This is a genomic window from Halosegnis marinus (assembly GCF_029338355.1).
Classification (GTDB): domain Archaea; phylum Halobacteriota; class Halobacteria; order Halobacteriales; family Haloarculaceae; genus Halosegnis; species Halosegnis marinus.
In genome coordinates, this window is the sequence record NZ_CP119802.1 from 1,882,234 (window position 1) to 1,898,830 (window position 16,597).

General features: G+C 69.7%; 20 protein-coding genes. 12 read left to right on the top strand and 8 right to left on the bottom strand.

From position 1 onward, the window contains the following. Window positions 1-25: 25 nt before the first annotated feature. Window positions 26-364, top strand: coding sequence for a 2Fe-2S iron-sulfur cluster-binding protein (locus P2T37_RS10450; protein WP_276233873.1), 339 nt, complete (start codon window positions 26-28; stop codon window positions 362-364). Here the strand turns inward: P2T37_RS10450 and P2T37_RS10455 are convergent. Both P2T37_RS10455 and P2T37_RS10460 read right to left on the bottom strand, forming a co-directional pair. Beyond that, window positions 361-1,218, bottom strand: coding sequence for a hypothetical protein (locus tag P2T37_RS10455; protein ID WP_276233874.1), 858 nt, complete (start codon window positions 1,216-1,218; stop codon window positions 361-363). The genes P2T37_RS10450 and P2T37_RS10455 overlap by 4 nt on opposite strands. 1 nt (window position 1,219) lies before the next feature. Continuing rightward, window positions 1,220-1,825 carry a DUF7344 domain-containing protein gene (locus P2T37_RS10460; RefSeq protein ID WP_276233875.1) on the bottom strand — a complete coding sequence of 202 codons (606 nt, stop codon included), beginning with the start codon at window positions 1,823-1,825 and terminating at the stop codon, window positions 1,220-1,222. 359 nt (window positions 1,826-2,184) lie between these two features. Here P2T37_RS10460 and P2T37_RS10465 point away from each other — a divergent pair, with 359 nt between their 5' ends. From P2T37_RS10465 to P2T37_RS10500, 8 genes are all read left to right on the top strand, one after another. Then, on the top strand, window positions 2,185-2,778 hold the full coding sequence (locus tag P2T37_RS10465) for a hypothetical protein (RefSeq protein WP_276233876.1): 594 nt from the start codon (window positions 2,185-2,187) through the stop codon (window positions 2,776-2,778). A 10-nt stretch (window positions 2,779-2,788) separates the two neighbouring features. After that, entirely contained in the window at window positions 2,789-3,484 is a 696-nt protein-coding gene (locus tag P2T37_RS10470) for a hypothetical protein (protein WP_276233877.1), read from the top strand. A 75-nt stretch (window positions 3,485-3,559) separates the two neighbouring features. Then, the gene (locus tag P2T37_RS10475) at window positions 3,560-4,171 is read left to right on the top strand and encodes a hypothetical protein (RefSeq protein WP_276233878.1); all 612 of its coding nucleotides are present in this window, start codon (window positions 3,560-3,562) and stop codon (window positions 4,169-4,171) included. Window positions 4,172-4,238: 67 nt separating this feature from the next. Further along, entirely contained in the window at window positions 4,239-4,952 is a 714-nt protein-coding gene (locus P2T37_RS10480) for a hypothetical protein (RefSeq protein ID WP_276233879.1), read from the top strand. A 179-nt stretch (window positions 4,953-5,131) separates the two neighbouring features. Then, window positions 5,132-5,962, top strand: coding sequence for a DUF1102 domain-containing protein (locus tag P2T37_RS10485; protein ID WP_276233880.1), 831 nt, complete (start codon window positions 5,132-5,134; stop codon window positions 5,960-5,962). Next, window positions 5,959-6,774 carry a rhomboid family protein gene (locus P2T37_RS10490; RefSeq protein ID WP_276233881.1) on the top strand — a complete coding sequence of 272 codons (816 nt, stop codon included), beginning with the start codon at window positions 5,959-5,961 and terminating at the stop codon, window positions 6,772-6,774. The genes P2T37_RS10485 and P2T37_RS10490 overlap by 4 nt, the downstream gene beginning before the upstream one ends. Before the next feature lie 66 nt (window positions 6,775-6,840). Next, window positions 6,841-7,980 carry a signal peptidase I gene (locus tag P2T37_RS10495; RefSeq protein WP_276233882.1) on the top strand — a complete coding sequence of 380 codons (1,140 nt, stop codon included), beginning with the start codon at window positions 6,841-6,843 and terminating at the stop codon, window positions 7,978-7,980. After that, complete coding sequence (locus tag P2T37_RS10500; protein WP_276233883.1) at window positions 7,977-9,080, top strand: DUF5305 domain-containing protein; 1,104 nt, start codon at window positions 7,977-7,979, stop codon at window positions 9,078-9,080. The genes P2T37_RS10495 and P2T37_RS10500 overlap by 4 nt, the downstream gene beginning before the upstream one ends. Before the next feature lie 6 nt (window positions 9,081-9,086). Here P2T37_RS10500 and P2T37_RS10505 read toward each other — a convergent pair whose 3' ends face one another. Genes P2T37_RS10505 through P2T37_RS10515 form a run of 3 tightly spaced genes read right to left on the bottom strand, consistent with a single transcriptional unit; the run spans window position 9,087 to window position 12,056 of the window. Beyond that, window positions 9,087-10,523 (bottom strand): amidase, encoded by a 1,437-nt coding sequence (locus P2T37_RS10505; protein ID WP_276233885.1) that lies wholly within the window; start codon window positions 10,521-10,523, stop codon window positions 9,087-9,089. 42 nt (window positions 10,524-10,565) lie between these two features. Then, entirely contained in the window at window positions 10,566-11,624 is a 1,059-nt protein-coding gene (locus tag P2T37_RS10510; protein WP_276233886.1) for an NAD(P)/FAD-dependent oxidoreductase, read from the bottom strand. 60 nt (window positions 11,625-11,684) lie between these two features. After that, window positions 11,685-12,056 (bottom strand): SHOCT domain-containing protein, encoded by a 372-nt coding sequence (locus tag P2T37_RS10515; protein ID WP_276233887.1) that lies wholly within the window; start codon window positions 12,054-12,056, stop codon window positions 11,685-11,687. A 200-nt stretch (window positions 12,057-12,256) separates the two neighbouring features. On the opposite strand from P2T37_RS10515, the gene P2T37_RS10520 reads away from it, so the two are divergent. Together P2T37_RS10520 and P2T37_RS10525 are read left to right on the top strand one after the other, a co-directional pair. Continuing rightward, window positions 12,257-12,889, top strand: a complete 633-nt coding sequence (locus P2T37_RS10520) for a DUF7110 family protein (RefSeq protein WP_276233888.1) — start codon at window positions 12,257-12,259, stop codon at window positions 12,887-12,889. Between the two features lie 174 nt (window positions 12,890-13,063). Continuing rightward, entirely contained in the window at window positions 13,064-14,035 is a 972-nt protein-coding gene (locus P2T37_RS10525) for a phosphoadenosine phosphosulfate reductase family protein (RefSeq protein ID WP_276233889.1), read from the top strand. A 76-nt stretch (window positions 14,036-14,111) separates the two neighbouring features. Here the strand turns inward: P2T37_RS10525 and P2T37_RS10530 are convergent, their stop codons facing one another. Next, window positions 14,112-14,309 (bottom strand): DUF7333 family protein, encoded by a 198-nt coding sequence (locus P2T37_RS10530; protein WP_276233890.1) that lies wholly within the window; start codon window positions 14,307-14,309, stop codon window positions 14,112-14,114. Window positions 14,310-14,386: 77 nt separating this feature from the next. Between P2T37_RS10530 and P2T37_RS10535 the strand changes: the two genes are divergently transcribed. Beyond that, window positions 14,387-15,268: an NAD(P)H-binding protein gene (locus P2T37_RS10535; protein WP_276233891.1), complete on the top strand. Its 882-nt coding sequence runs from the start codon at window positions 14,387-14,389 to the stop codon at window positions 15,266-15,268. Here P2T37_RS10535 and P2T37_RS10540 read toward each other — a convergent pair. Both P2T37_RS10540 and P2T37_RS10545 read right to left on the bottom strand, forming a co-directional pair. After that, window positions 15,230-15,682: a hypothetical protein gene (locus P2T37_RS10540; RefSeq protein WP_276233892.1), complete on the bottom strand. Its 453-nt coding sequence runs from the start codon at window positions 15,680-15,682 to the stop codon at window positions 15,230-15,232. The two genes, P2T37_RS10535 and P2T37_RS10540, sit on opposite strands and share 39 nt — an antisense overlap. Before the next feature lie 45 nt (window positions 15,683-15,727). Beyond that, window positions 15,728-16,495, bottom strand: coding sequence for a hypothetical protein (locus tag P2T37_RS10545; RefSeq protein WP_276233893.1), 768 nt, complete (start codon window positions 16,493-16,495; stop codon window positions 15,728-15,730). Window positions 16,496-16,597: the final 102 nt, after the last annotated feature.

A 16,597-nucleotide genomic window follows, 5' to 3' on the forward strand; every position in this document is an offset into this window, starting at 1 on the left:
GTCGGGGGTGGCTGTAACACGGACCATGACCGAGTACGAGGTCGAGTTCGTCGGGACGGGCGAGACCATCACCTGCTCCGACAAGCGGACCATCCTCTCGCGGTGTCTGGAGGAGGGTATCGCCCAGGAGTACTCCTGCCGCGTCGGCATGTGTCTCGCCTGCTCGGCGGAGATAATCGAGGGTGAGGTCGAACAGACCGTCGTGACGAAGCGCGGCTTCACCGAGGAGGAGGCCGAGAAGTACGCGCTGACGTGTATGGCCCGCCCGCAGTCCGACCTGAAGCTCGACCGCGGGAAGTACCCGCCGAGTATCGAGGACGCGGATGCCGTGGAGGACGCCGGCTCCGCGTTCGCGGACGACTAGCTCCCGGTCTCGGTCGCCGTGGCGGTCGGGGTCGCCGTTTCCGAGGCCGACTCCCACGGCGGGGTCTGGTCCTCGTTGAGGCGTTCCGTTCCTCCCGACCCGCTCTGCTTCTTCGTCTCGAAGTCGAACTTCGTGTTGACGTAGGTGCCGTTGTTCTCGGTTACAACGGCGACGAGGTCGGCGCTGCTTCCGCGGGTACTCGACTGCTCGACGAACTCGTCGTCGCTCGGGACGTAGTAGACGTAGGTCTCGACGGTGAAGTTCCCCGTATCGACGTTGCCGGACCCCTTGAACACGACTTCGTCCTCGCCCGGTTCGGCCTCGCCGTCACCGCTACCGCCGCCTGTCGCCGGCCGCTCACACGTCACGGTAAGCGTCTTGTCGTAGCGGGTCGCGTCCACGCCGTCCGTCTCGACGCCGAGCGTCACGTCGAGGGTCACGGTGTCGACCTCGTTCCCGCTGGGGTCACAGACCCCGGATACGTCCGCACGGACGACTCCCGACTCCCCGACCGCGAGGTCGTCGTCGAGGTCCAGCCCGTCGTCGACAGCCCGCACAGACGTGCCATCGCTCGTCTCGATGCTCACGCGCGTCACGGTCATCTCGGAGGCGAACTGGTTCGTCACCCGCAACAGCGGCGTGTCAGCACACGACTCGTCCGGCTGGGTCCCGCTTCCCGGTATCTCGCGACACTCGACGGTCCGGTCCTGCAGCCCGAGGAAGGCGCTCTCGTCGTCCACGACCGCCACCGAGACCCCGCGGTCGACCGTCGCACTCGTGAAGCCGAACGCGCCGCTCGCGAAGACGGCGACGGCGGCCACGGCGACGACGGCGAGCGCGAGGCGGCGGGCCATCTCAGGCGTCGTGTGCCGGCGGGCTCTCGCCCCGCCCGAGCTGCATCGAGTGGTTGTAGTACGTGTGGACGGCCGCGGAGATGGCGAGCGTCGTGACGGCGAAGACGCCCCACGCGAGGTCCGGCAGAAGGACGAACGGCCACGCGTTCGCGCCGACGGCCGCGAGCAGGCCGACGTTCACGGCCGCGAGCCCGAGGTAGTACTGGCTCCACGGGATGTCCTTCCCCTGGACGACCTCCAGGTAGAGGTCGAGGTTCTCCGCGGCGTCCGACAGCGCCACCTCGCCGGCGCGCTCGTCGAACTCCACGACGCCCTTCTCGTCGAGCTTCGGCAGGTGGAACTGCTGGAGCGAGGTGTACACCCGCTTTCGCTCCGCGCTCGTCACCTCCGCCGGCTCGGTGTCGTTCTCCCAGGCGGCGATCTGCCGCGACAGCCCGCCGATGTCCGTGTCCTCCACGCGCTTCAGGTGGTGGATGGCGTACCGCCGGCGGTGGTTGCTCAGCAGCTCGAACGTCTCGTCGGGCGTGAGGTCCGCGGGCGCGGACTCCTCGGGCTCGCCGACGCTCGGCTCCTCGGTCGCGGCCGTTCCCCCGGCGGTCGCGCTCACGCGGTCTCACCCCGGCGATGGTTCCGCCCCCCTCGTTCGTCCCCCTGCGCCCCCGTCGGATGTGTTAGTAGTCCCTGCATAGGTACCCCCGTACCGCGGCACTTCTCTCGTCAGACACGTATAGCCTGACTGGTATAATCCTTTCCTCAGTTGTCCGATACCGGATATGATTTCTCCGGCATCAGGGACCGCTATACCGGTTTCAGGCCGTGCTTACCGGTCCGTATAGCCGACTCTGACGCGTCACAAAGGCGACCTGTGACACCGGATGGCGTCTCAATACAATGGGTGTAGGGTGTCTGGGCTGGAGTAAGCGCGGCCCGCCAGCGAGGCGGGGTCGTGCGGGGGAAACTACGACAATGGAACGACGCAAATTCCTGATCGGTGCGGGCTCGCTGGCGGCCGGCGCGGCCGCTGCTACTGGTACTGGTGCGTTCACGAGTGTGAGCGCGAATCGAACAGTCACGGTCAACGTTGCTGGCGATGCCAGCGCGCTGCTGGCAATTGAGCGTGCTGAGGAGGGTGGAAGCACGACTCCAAACGCGCAAGACTACGTGAATATCGAGAGCGACAACACGGTCAAGCTCGACTTCACCGGCTCAGACAACGGGGCCTCCGGCATTAACGACGACGCGAGCACGAAAATCGCGAACCTCCTAGACATCACGAATCAGGGAACCCAGACCGTTGAGGTGTACCCCAGCGAGGATCAGCCGGGGAACATCGCGTTCTTCGCCGAGGGCCCGGACACGAACACCGGTACTAACGGCAATCCGAACTACCCAGATCCTGACAACGACGGCGATCAGGATCAGGGCGCCGGATTCAGCGATGACGATCCGGTTATCCTTGGGACCGGTGATACGGTGGAGAATATCGGAGTCCGGATGGAAGGTGACGCGACCGGAACCACGCTCACGCTCATAGCCGAAGAAACCGACGCGAGTAACTGATAATAGGGCCGTGGAACGACGCAAATTCCTAATCGGTGCGGGCTCGCTGGCGGCCGGCGCGGCCGCCGCTACCGGCACGGGCGCGTTCACGAGTGTGAGCGCGAACCGAACCGTCTCGGTGAACGTCGCCGACGACAGCAACGCACTACTATCGCTCGTCCCCGGCGAATCGGGACTGGTCACACAGCAGGACGGAACGCTGCAGGTCAATATCGACGGCACCCAGTCGGCGGGGACCGGCGCGAACATGGACGCCGTGACGACCATCGGCGACCCCGAAAACCCGGCGGACGACCACGCGTTCAAGATCGTCAACCAGGGGACCCAGAGCCTGATGTTCAAGATGAATTACTTCTTCGAGAACACGGGCTGGCTGGAGAACCGCGGCAAGGGCCAGTCGCACCTGAACTTCGAGGTGTTCGACGTGAGCACCGGTAGCACCGACGCGGCCGGCTCGTACGCCGAGGACTACCCCCACCAGAGCTACAACAGGGACTCCTCGCTCGGCCAGCCGGCGGGGAGCGGCTTCGGCTCGAACAGCGACTACTACCGGTTCGACGTGGGCGAGGAGCTGTACATGGTCCTCACCGTCGACACGACGGGCGAGAACGCCTCGCTCGACGACGACCTCTCGGGAACCGCGGTCATCGAGGCCGGCACCGAGACGAGTCAGGACTCCTGGTACCCGTCGGACCCGCCCGCCTGAACTCTACCGCTGTCACCCACGTTCGGCGTACGGCGGTTCGACTCCGCCGGTGGGTTTCCCTTCGGGGGTACAACTATGCAACGACGCAAATTCCTGATCGGCGCGGGCTCGCTGGCGGCCGGCGCGGCCGCCGCTACCGGCACGGGCGCGTTCACGAGTGTGAGCGCGAATCGAACCGTCTCGGTGAACGTCGCGGACGACGCTGACGCGCTCCTCGCGCTGGAAGGCGCGGGAGAGGGTAACGATGCCTACCTGACTGAGGACGGCACCGGCGGAGAGCTCGCGTTGGCTCTCGATTCGTCCAACAACGCCATCGACGGAACGGGAGTCAACGAGGAGGCAGTCACCGTAATCAATGACCTGTTCACGGTTCAGAATCAGGGTACGCAATCCGTGGCGATCAGCGGCACGAAGAGCGGCGACTACACGGACAACGTCGTCTTCGGCGTGAACCAGGCCACGGGCGGTTTCTCGAGCAGAAACACGTTCCATACGCTCGACCCGAGCGCACCGACGGGTATCTCGTCCTCCCTGCTGCTGGGCGGCCAGCAACCTGTCGGGAACCAATCGTGGACGCTTTCCACCGGACAGAGCGCCTACGTCAGCGTCCTCATCGACACGCGTGGTATCGACCCCACGGGCACGCTCATCGACAGTATGACCATCGAAGCGGTCGCCAACGAGTAGACTTCAGCCCACGTTCGGCGTACGGCGGTTCGACTCCGCCGGTGGGTTTCCCTTCGGGGGTAAAACAATGGAACGACGCAAATTCCTGATCGGCGCGGGCTCGCTGGCGGCCGGCGCGGCCGCTGCTACTGGTACTGGTGCGTTCACGAGCGTGAGCGCCAATCGAACCGTCTCCGTGAACGTGACCGGGGACGAGTCAGCACTGCTGGGAATCACGGCTAACGACGCTCAATCCGTCGGCGAGTACGTCGGAGGTACGGACGGCGGACAGCTGACAATCGACCTCGACGAGGACGAGAACGGCGATGCCGAGGGGCTGAATCAAGACGCGGTTACGACCATCGGCGACCCGGACGACTACGAAACCGAGTACGTCTTCAAAATCGAGAACCAGGGGACACAGCCGGTGTTTATCCAGCTCAGCTACGACTTCACCGATGCGAGCTGGGCTGACGCCGGTAAGGACCAGTCGTACCTCGAATTCATCGGCCGCGGGAACGAACTTGAGCGTGTGGTCGGCGAGTACCGTCACCGACACGTAGGGACGTTCCCGATGCAGCGCCCCGACGGCACCACCGTCGGTGGAGGTCCGGCAGGGGGCTCCGGCCGGTTCGGTCAAAAGCAGCAGATATACGGATGGACCCGGAGCGACGAGTATCAGACTCTCGACGTGGGCGAGTCCTGGTACTTCACTATCCTCGTTGATACGACCGGTGAGGACGCACAGCCGAGCGACGACCTGTCCGGAACGCTGAATATCCACGCCAACGCCGAACTCTAACACGACGTGTCGCACGAGCAGGAAAGTACGATTCCGGCCGGCACCGCAAGGCCTCCGGGACCGTTGCCGAACCCGAGACGCCACTCGGGTCGCACGCGCGCCACCGAGTAGGGTTCCATACTGGAATCGTCGCCATCGCCGTCGATGGCTATAATTCCGGGCTCCGAATTCAACAACTCGTGAACAGGAAGGCCGCACTGACACTCGTACTCGCCTGCGCCGTCGCCGCGACGGTGCTCCCGTCAGCCGCGGCACCGTGGAGCGACACCGTCAACGAGGACCTCACGCTCCAGCCCACGACGGGCCCGAACGGCGCGTACGCGTATTACGAGGACGAGGAACTCGTGCTCGGCTTCGGCGCGGCGAACCCGAACGTCGAGGGTGAGGGCGTGCCCGCGGACACGGTGACGCCGTTCGACCGCGTGTTCGTGGTCACGAACACCGACGAGGACCCCGGGCGGGTGTGGCTCACGGCCGACACGGACGCGGTCCTGTTCTACAACGACACGGACCCGACCGACTCCGTGACCGGCGAGGCGAACGCGGTCGTGCTGGCACCGGGCGAGAGCCTGACCGTCGGCGTGCTCGTGGACGCGACGGACGAGCGCGTCGAGGCGACGAGGGAGTTCACCCTCCACGCCGAGCCGGTCGAATCGGGAACCGAACGCACGGAAACGCCAGGCACGCCGGTCGAGACGGAGACGCCCACGGCCACGTCGACGGCGACACCCACGTCGACGGCGACGCCCACACCGACCTCCACGGCCACCGGGACGGACACGCCGGCCGGGGCGACGGACGTCGGGACGTCGACACCCACGCCGACGCCGACCGACACGCCGGCCGGCGAGACCGGAACGGCCGGTACCGACGGCGATACGGCGACGCCCACGCCCGAACAGTCGCAGGGGGCGTTCGGCCTGCCGCCGCTCGCCCTGTCGCTGGGCGGCGTCGGGCTGCTCGGCGCTCTCGGAATCGTTATCCTGCTCCGTTCCGGCTTGCTCGCGTGAGCCGGGAGCCGTTCCTCGCCGCCCTCCGTCGCCGCGCAAGGGTCGCCGACCTCCTCGCGCTCGCGGCCGTGCCCGCGGCCCTGCTCCTCGTGTTCCGGCTCCCCGAGCCCACGCGTCGCGGACTCGCGCTGTCGCACGCCGACCCCTCGCTCGCGTCGGCGTACACCGCACACTTCGTCCACCTCGACGCGGGCCACCTCGCCGCGAACCTCGCGGTGTACGCCGTCCTCGCGCCCGTCGTGTACGCGTTGTGTGCGCTGGCGGGTCGCCGCCGGCTGTTCCGGGTCGCGTTCGTCACCTACCTCGGCGCGTTCCCGTTCGTGCTGTCCGCGCTGAACCTCGCGCTCCCGCGCGACGTGCTGGAACTCGGCTTCTCGGGCGTGGCGATGGCGCTGTTCGGCCTCCTGCCGCTGGCGCTCGCGGAGTACGCCCGGGCGACGTTCGACGACGACCTCGACGCGCGGGCGTCGCCGGCCCTCTTCTTCGCCGCCACGAGCGTCGCCGCGCTCGCCGCCGCGCCGTTCGACCCACGGACGGCCGGCGTCTCGCTCGCCTCCCTGCTCGCGGCGGCGCTGTACTCCGAGCGGGCGCTCGGCTCCGTCCGGCTGCCGGCGCTCGGGGACCTGCGCCGGGCGGCCGACCGGACGGGCTACTTCGAACTGGTCGCGCTCGCGGCCGTGTTGCTCGTCGTCGTTCCGTTCGTCGCCCTCCGGGGCGCGGCGGTCGGGGCCGCGAACCCGTACGTCCACCTGCTCGGGTTCGCGCTCGGCTACGTCTCGACGTACGTCACCGCGCTCGTCGTCGCGGAGTGACCGGGACGGCCGCCCCGGCGTGGGAAAACTACATATCGGTGACACCCCTCGCCCCGACAGGACGCGATGAAACGGGGGCTCGTTCGGGGGGGTGAGCTGTTGGTCGTCTGCTTCGTCCTCGCGATGGTGGCGGGACAGTTGCTCGGCCAGCCCGTGCTCTTGAGCTACGTGACTACCGGGAGCATGTCGCCGACGCTCGACCCCGGAGAGGGGTTCGTCGCCGTTCCCTCGGCGGTCGCCGACGTCGAGGAGGGCGACGTGGTGACGTTCCGCGCCGAGGAACTCAACGGCGGCGGCCTCACCACTCACCGGGTCGTCGGCGAGACGGAGCGCGGCTACGTGACGAAGGGCGACGCCAACCCCTTCACCGACCAGGACGGCGACGAGCCGCCCGTCAAGGAGAGTCAGATCGTCGCCGTCGCGTGGCAGCCGGGCGGGCAGGTGCTCGCGGTGCCGTTTGTCGGCACGCTCGTCGAGGGGTCGCGCATGGCGCTCGCGGGGACCCAGCGCCGGCTCGCGGCCGCGCTCGGCACCCGCTCGCTGCTCGGGACGACGGGGCTCGCGTACCTCGTCTTCGCGCTCTCCGTCGTCTGGTACCTCGTCGAGGCGTACCGCGACCGCGGCGCGGGCCGCGAGCGGACGCGCGACCGGTCGCGCGACGACGGCTTCGACCCGCGGGTCGTCGTCGCCCTGCTCGCGCTCGTCGTCGTCGCCTCGGCGACGGCTGCGATGGTCGTCCCCGCGGGCGCACAGAAGTACGGCGTCGTCAGCGCCGAGAGCGACGCGCCCGGCCCGCGCGTCATCGAGACGGGTACCGAGGAGACGGTCACCTACCCGGTGGGCAACGGCGGCGTGATTCCCGTCGTCTCCTTCCTCGAACCCGGAAGCGAGGGGGTGGCGGTCGAACCGGGCGAGGTCAGCGTCGGCCCGCGGGCGGTGCGGAACGCGACCGTGACCCTCTCCGCGCCGCCGGAGACGGGCTACTACCGGCGGTTCGTCGTCGAGCACCGCTACCTCGCGCTGCTCCCGCGGAGCCACATCCGGGCGCTGTACGGCGTCCACCCGTGGCTCCCGCTCGTCGCCATCGACGCCCTGCTCGCCGGTTCGTTCTACGCGGTCGGGACGGCGATGGTCGGCTCCGGCCGCGTCCGGTCGCGCAAGCGCGAGGGGCGGAACACGGGCCTCCTCGGGGGGATACTGCCGTGACCGACGCCGAACTCCGCGCCCGGCGGCTGCTCGCGGACAACCTCGCCGTCGTCGCGCTCGTCGTGCTCGTCGTCGCGGGCGCGGGGGCGTTCCTCACCTACGACGCCCACCTCGCCGACGAGACGACGACCGAGACGGAGACGGTCGTCGTCTACGAGACCGTGCCCGCCTTCACCCACGGCGCGACGGTCCGCCGCGAGAACCCCGTCTTCGAGGTCGGGACGCGGCTGGAGGAGCGGGGCCAGTACTACACCCGTATCGCGCCCGTCGTCGACGGGGAGTTCCGGTTCACCTACGTCGCGGACGACGGCGACACGACCGTCCGGCTGGCGGCGGACCGGGTCATCCGCGCCGTCGCCGAGGACGGCACCGTCCTGTGGGAACAGCGCCGGGCGCTCGACACCGCGGAGGCGACCGGCCTCGCCCCCGGCGAGACGGCGACGGTCCCCTACCGCGTGAACGTCTCCGAACTCCAGTCGCGGGTCGACAACGTCACCGAGGCGCTCGGCACCGGCGGCTCCGGCGTCGAGACGGTCGTCGCCGTCGAGGTCCGCATGACCGGCACCGTCGGCGGGGAGCGCGTCAACACGACGCGGACGCACGACCTCGAACTGTCGGCCGGGGACGGGACGTACAGCGCCACGGGCAACGCCTCGGGAACGACGGAGCGCCGCGAGCGCGTTCGCACCGTCCCCGCCGAGGCCGGCCCCCTCGCCGCGACGGGCGGCCCGGTCCTGCTCGCCCTCGGCCTGCTCGGTGGCGGCGCGCTCGCCGTCGGACGGCGTCGCGGTCTCGTCGAGGTGAGCGACGCCGAGCGCGCGCGCCTCGCCTTCGCCGGGGAGCGCGCGGAGTTCGACGAGTGGATAACCGCCGCCGAGCTCCCCGACTCCGCGGTCGGCGACCCGGCCGACCACATCCGCGTCGCCGACCTCGAAGGGCTGGTGGACGTGGCCATCGACACGGACGGTCGGGTCATCGAGGACGAGTCGCGCGGCGGCTTCTTCGTGGTGAGCGGCGACCGGACGTACCGCTACGACCGGCCGGCACCGGCGGACGGGGACGACCCGCTCGAACCCGCGATACGCCGCGTCGAGGACTGACCCCGGCTACGCGCCCGGATACGTGTCGGCCCACGGGTTCGCGCGCTCGAAGGCGGCCGCCACGGCCAGGAGCGACTCCTCGTCGTAGCGCCGGCCGACGACCTGCAGTCCGACGGGGAGGCCCTCGTCGGTCAGCCCCGCCGGCACGGAGACGACGGGGTGGCCGGTGACGTTGAACACCCACGGGAGCGACCAGTCCGTGAGCGTGCCGTTGGCGGGTTCGCCGGCTATCTCCGTCGGGTCCGGCTCCGAGAGCGGGAACGGGGGGACGGCGAGCGTCGGGCAGACGAGCGCGTCGTGGTCGCCGATGGCGTCGTTCACCGCGTCGTACATCCCGGTCCGGACGACGTTCTGGACGTTGTGCTCGACGGCCTCGTGGCCCCGTCCGACGGCGACCGTCGCCTTCAGCGAGTCGGACACCTCGCAGTCGGGGGCGGCGAGGTCGACGCCGTGCTCCTCGTCGATCTCTCGCGCCAGCGTGGCGAACTTCGCCGTCGCCTGCACGGAGAAGGCGTGGTTGAGGTCGCCCTTCGCGGGCCCCTCGACCGCGACCTCCTCGACGGTCGCGCCCGCGTCGGCGAGCGCGTCCACCGCGTCCCCGACCGCGTCGGTCACCGCCTCCTCGACGGTGAACAGGTCGAGGTCGGGCGAGTACGCGACCGATACCTCCGCCGTCGGTCGCTCCGTCGCGCCGCGGTAGTCGGCGTCGGGCGCGGGCACGGAGAACGGGTCGCCGTCGTCCGGCCCGACGAGCACGTCGAGCATCACGGCGAGGTCCTCGACCGACCGCGCCATGGGGCCGACGACGCCCGTCGGGGTGTGCGAGGAGAAGGCGTCCGGGCGGCGCGCGCTCGGTATCAGCCCGAACGAGGGCTTCACCGAGACGACGTGACAACAGGAGGCGGGGACGCGGAGCGACCCGCCCACGTCCGACCCCGTCGCTATCGTCGCCAGGCCGTCCGCGAGCGCCGCCGCGCTCCCGCCCGACGACCCGCCCGCGATGCGGTCCGGGGCGAACGGGGTTCCGGTGGGGCCGACGAGTTCGTTGTCCGTGCGGGGCTTGTGGCCGAACTCGGGCGTGTTCGTCTTGCCGAGCGGCACCGCGCCCGCGGCCTCCAGCCGCTCGGTGATGAGCGCCGACTCCTCCGGCACGTGGTCGGCGAACGGCTTCGCGCCGAACGTCGTGCGGACGCCGGCCTTGTGCGCGTAGAGGTCCTTCAGCGCGAGGGGAACGCCGTGGAGCGGGCCGAGGTCCTCGCCCGCCTCCGCGGCGCGTTCGGCCTCCCGTGCGGCCTCACGCGCCTCCTCGGCGATGACGGTGATGTAGGCGTTCGTCCCGCGCGCCTCGATACGTTCGAGCATCGCGTCGACGAGCGCGACGGGCGACAGGTCGCCGGCCTTCACCGCGTCGGCGACGGCGACGGCGCTCCGGTAGGTGTCCATGGCCGTCGCTCTCGGCGGAGGGAGTAAAGAGATGCGGGGCGCTCAGTCGTCCGCGGGTTCGGGCTCGCCCTCCTCGACGGGCGGCGCGGCCGCGTTCGCGTTGTGCTCGCGGGCCCGCTCGCGGAGGCGGTCGGAGACGCCGGGGGCGGCGCCCTCGGGGGCCGAGCCGCCGTGTTCGTCGAGCTCCTCGACGGACATCGGGAACGTCCGCAGGTCGTAGTGGTTCTGGATGCCGCAGCGCGCGCCCTCGCCCATCGCGGTGGGAATCTGGTTGTGGCCGGGCGTCACGTCGCCGACGGCGAAGACCCCGTCCGCCGAGGTCTGCCCGTGGTCGTCCACGGCGATGGTGCCGTCGTCGTTCAGCTCCGCGCCGAGCGACTCGGCGAGCGCCGTGTTGTAGTCGCTCCCGTACATCGGGAAGCCGCCGCGGAACTCCCGTGTCGTGCCGTCCGCGAAGGTGAACGACTCCAGCCAGCCGTCCTCGCCCTTCTCCATGGACTCGATCTCCTCGTGGACGACCTCGACGGGGTGGCCGTCGAGCTGGCGCTGCGTCTCCTCGGACCACTCCGGCTCGTCGCCGCGCGTCAGCAGGCTCACCTCGTCGGTGAAGTTGAGCATTATCATGGCGACCGCGGCGGCCGACTCGCCGACGCCCATCACGAAGACGGGCTGGTCCACGAACATGTACGCGTCGCAGTGGAGACACCAGTGGAGCCCGCGGCCCGTGCGCGGTAGCGGCGGGTCCGGGCGCACGTCCGAGAAGCCCGTCGCGAGCACGACGTGCTCGGTGACGACCTCGACGTTCCCGGCGGTCACGTCGAAGCGGCCGTCCTCGCGCCGCTCGATGTCGCTCACGAAGTCCTGGTGGTAGTCGGCGCCGTACTCCTCGATCTGCTCGCGCGCCGTCTGGAGGAACTCGTTGCCCGACACCTCCTCGGGGACGCCGATGACGTTGTGGGTGTCGAGCATCATCGCCGCGCGGCCGCCGCCGCGGTTTATCATCGCGGTGTCGTGGCCCAGCCGCGTCGTGTACAGCGCGGTCGTGAGTCCGGCGGGGCCGCCCCCGACGACCGTGACCTCGTACTCCGGAGTGTCGGACATACCCGACCTAACGGCGCGCGACGCATAACTCCCATGTGAGCCGGAGGTAACCGCGGGTAACTACCCGCGCTCGGCCTCCAGTTCGGCGAGCGTGTCCGGGGTGTCGAGCAGGCGGTCGAGCCGCGCGTCGAACTCCGCGTCGTCGATGTCGCCGTCGGCGTAGCGCCGCTTCAGCGTCTCGACGGGGTCCGCCCCGGGGGTCGGTTCCGGCTCCGAGTCGTCGTCGACCATCCCCATCGCGTCGCGCCAGAAGGCCTCGTCGTCGGACAGCGTGTCGAGGAAGGAGCCCCACACGAGCAGGTAGAACAGCCAGAACCAGAACCCGCTCGTCGTGAGCGCGCCGGCGAGCAGGCCGGCGACGCCCACCGCGGCGAGGCCGACGGCGATGACGTGCGCCAGATACGAGTCCACGAGCCGGTCCGAATCGACCATGCCGACCGCTTCGCCGCTCCCGGGCATAAACACGGCGCGTCCGCTCCCGGTACGGGGAGCTTTACATCCACAGTCTCTCCCTGTATAACCGGTGTGGTCCGTTCGTCGAAGGCGAGACACTATACGTACGCAGTCCCTAGTGACGACCGACCCTGCGGATTCGGGGGGCGTCGCCCCCACCAGGGACGAGGGATACCACAATGACAAGCCGCGTATTCAGACTCCACTCGACGCTCGAACTCCCGCTCGACGACGTTCATCGCTTCTTCGACGAGGAGGTCGAGCTCCCCGTGGAGATAGAGGACGTCGAGATAACGCGACGGAACAACACGCTCATCATCAAGGCCGTCTCGGCCGAGGACAACATCTCGAAGTACACGCCGACGGCCCAGCTGAAGGCCAGCGTGACGGAGAACCGCGTGTACGAGAACGAGGACGGCGAGTGGGTGGAGGAGCCGCCCGAGGAGACGGAGCCGAGCTTCGGCGGCGGCGACGACGGCGAGGGCCCCTCGTGGGGCTCGCTCGCGGCCGCCGAGGAGGAGGAGCCGGAGATCAACTCCAAGCTCCGCGAGTACGCCTGCTTCAAGGGCGACCGCGAGACGGTGCTCCAGAACACCGCCCTGCAGTATCCCATGTTCGAGGTGCTGTGTGACCTCGCGCGCTTCGCCGGCCGCGGCGAACTCACCGCCATCGCGGCGGTCGACGACGAGCTCGAAGCCCACCGCATCGTGGAGGGCGAGGACCGCGCCGCCACCATCGAGATCGTCGAGGACCCCCGCGAGCGGGACGCCGACCACGCCGTGCAGTGGCGCGACAACAAGTTCATCAACTGAATCCCCTCCGTTCTCGCGTTCCCCGTCCCGACAGCGACGGGTCGTGCGCGCGGGCGCGCGACCCGCCCCTCGTTTTCGGTTCGTTGTCTCGCCCCGTTCCGCCCTGTGACGGCCTCTCACCCGGCTCCGCATCCACAAGGGCTTTGAGACGGTAATGAGATATAATTAGCCGAGATGAGCCAGTTCCCGGACTACGTGGACGTCGATTACACGGACGGCGAGGGCGAGTCCCCCGACGACTACCCGAGCATCGAGCACAAGCTCGAGAAGGCGCTGGAGGTCGTCGAGACCGGCCTGCGCGAGTACGAGAACCCCGCGGTGATGTGGACCGGCGGGAAGGACTCGACGCTGACGCTGTACTTCGTGAAGGAGGTCGTCGAGCGGTACGACGACCTCGAACTGCCGCCGACGGTGTTCATCGACCACTTCCAGCACTTCGACGAGCTGATGGACTTCGTCGAGCACTGGGCCGACGAGTGGGACCTCGAAGTCGTGTACGCGCGCAACACCGACGTGGGCGACTACGTGGACGAGAACGGGCTCACCCCCGGCGACGACATCCCCATCGACGCGCTCTCCGAGCACAACCAACACCACGTGCGGAACATCCTGGAGTACGAGGAGGAGTCGTTCCCGTTCCTGCTCGACACCTACGTCGGGAACCACCTCCTGAAGACCGTCGCGCTCAACGACGCGCTGGAGGAGTACGACATCGACGGCATCATCTCCGGCATCCGCTGGGACGAACAGGAGGCGCGCGCCGACGAGACGTTCTTCTCGCCCCGCCACGACCCGGACATCTACCCGCCCCACGACCGCATCCAGCCCATCCTGCAGTTCAAGGAGGCGGACGTGTGGGACGCCTTCTGGTACTTCGTCGTCCCGGAGACGGTCGAGGGCTACCCGGAGGACGGCTACGTGCCGCAGGACTACGACGACCTGCCGAACGGGCTGACCCACGAGGACATCCCCGTCTCGCCCAAGTACTTCGCCGGGTTCCGCTCGCTCGGCTCCGAGATATCGACCGACAAGTCCGCCGACGAGCCCGCGTGGCTCCAGGACATGGAGAACACGACCGAGCGCGCCGGCCGCGCCCAGGACAAGGAGGACCTGATGGAGCGGCTGCGCGACCTCGGCTACATGTAGGGTCGGCCCCTCGCTTTTCCTCTCCGTTCTCTCTCCCTCTCTCCCGTTTCCGCCCGTCGCGAGCCCCCGGCTCGCCTCAGGCCGTCCCCGCGCGGTGTTCGCCGTAGCGCGCCCCCAGCGCGAGACACACCAGCCCGAAGACGAGCATCGACGGCGCGACCATCATCAGTATCGTCCCCGTCGCCATCGGTATCGGGGCGAGTATCAGCGCGACGACACAGACGGCGACGAACGCGACGAACGCCGCGGCCGTGGTGGTTCGGTCGAACTCCATGCCCGGCGTACGGGCGCGACGGCCAAATACGCCGCGGCGGGGCCAACTGTCTTGACCGGGCCGCCCCTACGGAGGGTGTGCGCGTACTCGTCGTCGGTGCCACGGGGTTCGTAGGCGAACGGCTGGTCGCGACGCTGGCGGAGGCCGGCCACGAGGTGGTCGCGTTCTCGCGCAGCGCCGGGGACACCGACTGGCCCGACGGCGTCGAGCCGTTCGAGGGCGACCTCGGCGACCCGGCCTCGCTCGGGGGATTGTGCGAGGGCGTCGACGCCGCCTACTACCTCATCCACTCGCTGACGGCCGAGGACTTCGCCGAGCGCGACCGCCGGTACGCGGCGCGCTTCCGCGACATCGCCACCGGGGCCGGCGTGGACCGCGTCGTCTATCTCTCGGGCATCAGCGGCGACGAGGGGGACCTCTCGCCGCACCTCGCCTCGCGGCGCGAGGTCGAGGGGGTGCTCGCGGGCGGCAGCTACGACCTCACCGTTCTCCGGGCGGCCATCATCGTCGGCCCCGAGAGCGCGAGCTTCCGCATCGTGGACGACCTCACCGACCGCCTCCCGGTGATGGTCGTCCCGAAGTGGGTGAACACCCCGTGTCAGCCCGTCGCCGTCGAGGACGCCATCGCCTACCTCGTCGGCGTGCTCGACGCCGAGGGGACGCGCGGCGGCACCTACGACATCGGCGCGTCGGAGGTGTGGTCGTACGCCCGACTGATGCGCGAGACGGCCGCGCGGAAGGGCCGGCGCGTCCTCATCGTCCCCGTCCCCGTCATGTCGCCGGAGCTCTCCTCGCACTGGCTGCGGCTCACGACGGACGTGCAGTTCCCCGTGGCGCGGGCGCTCGTGAGCAGCATGCGTCACCCGGTCACCGTCGACCCGGACCGGGACCTCCAGAACGTCGTCCCCGTCGAGCGGACCTCAATCGGGGAGGCTATCGCCCGCGCCGTCTCCGTCTGACTCCCGGACCGGAATCGCGGTGCCCTGCCCGCGGAGCCGCGGCAACAGCCCGCGCGCCTCCTCGGTGAGCCGGAAGCTCCCGTCGAGGTCGGCCGGCTCCTGTCCGTGGAGCAGTCGGCCCATCGGCCCGGCGGCGCGGCCGTAGAGCCGTTCGACGCGCGCGGCGAGGCGGTCGCCCGCGCCGTGGTCGCGCAGCAGCCGTGCCAGCGTCCGCCCGCCGGCGTGGACCTCCTCGTCGTCCACGAGGAGGAAGGCGAACGGGCGCGCGTCGAACTGAGCGTCGAGGAAGCGCTGTGCGGCGTCGGTCTGCCAGCCGACGACCCGGACCGAGTCGAGCCGCGACCCGACGGCCCGCGCGACGGCGCGGAACAGCCGCCGCCGGCCGTCGTAGATGAGGACCGAGTCGCGTTCCATACCCGAACCAGGGACGCCAGCGGCTTGAGGCCCGCGGTCGCGGCCCTACTCGTCGTCGCCGTCGTCGTCCTTCGGGCGGACCACGTCGGCGAGCGAGACGACGATGCCGAGCAGCCACCCGACCGGCACGGCGATGGCGAACCACATGATGACGTACGCGACCCCTTCGAGGTCGTAGCTCGCGCGGAGGAACCGCGAGAGCCGCCGGGGGGCGACGTTGTCGAGGAAGTACTGCGCGAGGTCGAGGCTCCCCGGGAGGACCGCGTTCGCCACGGTCGGCGAGTACAGCGCCGCGACGACCGGCGGGAGGAACAGCGCCGTCATCGCGAACGGGTAGGCGAACAACACGGTGACTGGGCGGCCGTCGAGCCGGAGGAAGCCGTACGCGAGCAGACTGGCGACGACGGCCGTGACGGAGGCGGCGGCGACGGCGAAGAAGCCCTCCGCGGTCGCGCCGAACCGGAAGCGCGCGACGACGGTGAGCGCGCCCCAGACCACGACGGCGAGCAGGAGCGTCCCCACGGCGCCGATGCGGGTGACGCCGCTGTCGATACGCCGGGTGTAGAAGCGGGTCGCGAAGCCGAGCAGGGCGAGCGGGTACAACACCGCGATGAGCGGGACGCCGATTGCGCTCCAGACGCGGTACTTGATCTTGTCCGCCGTCGACGTCGGCTTCCACTTGCCGAGCACGGAGTGTGCGCGTCCGCGCTGTCGCGGGAACAGCACCTGCATCCACGACTCGTGGAGGGCGACGACGTCGACCTTGATGCCGTCGAGTATCCCGTCGCGCTCGCGCCCCTGCCCGGCTGCCATGCCCGATACGACCGCCCGGGTTCACGTGAACCTTCCGGCCCGGACCGGGCGACGGCGCGGCCGCTCGCGGGCTCGAACGCGGGACGGAGAAGGAACGGCCGG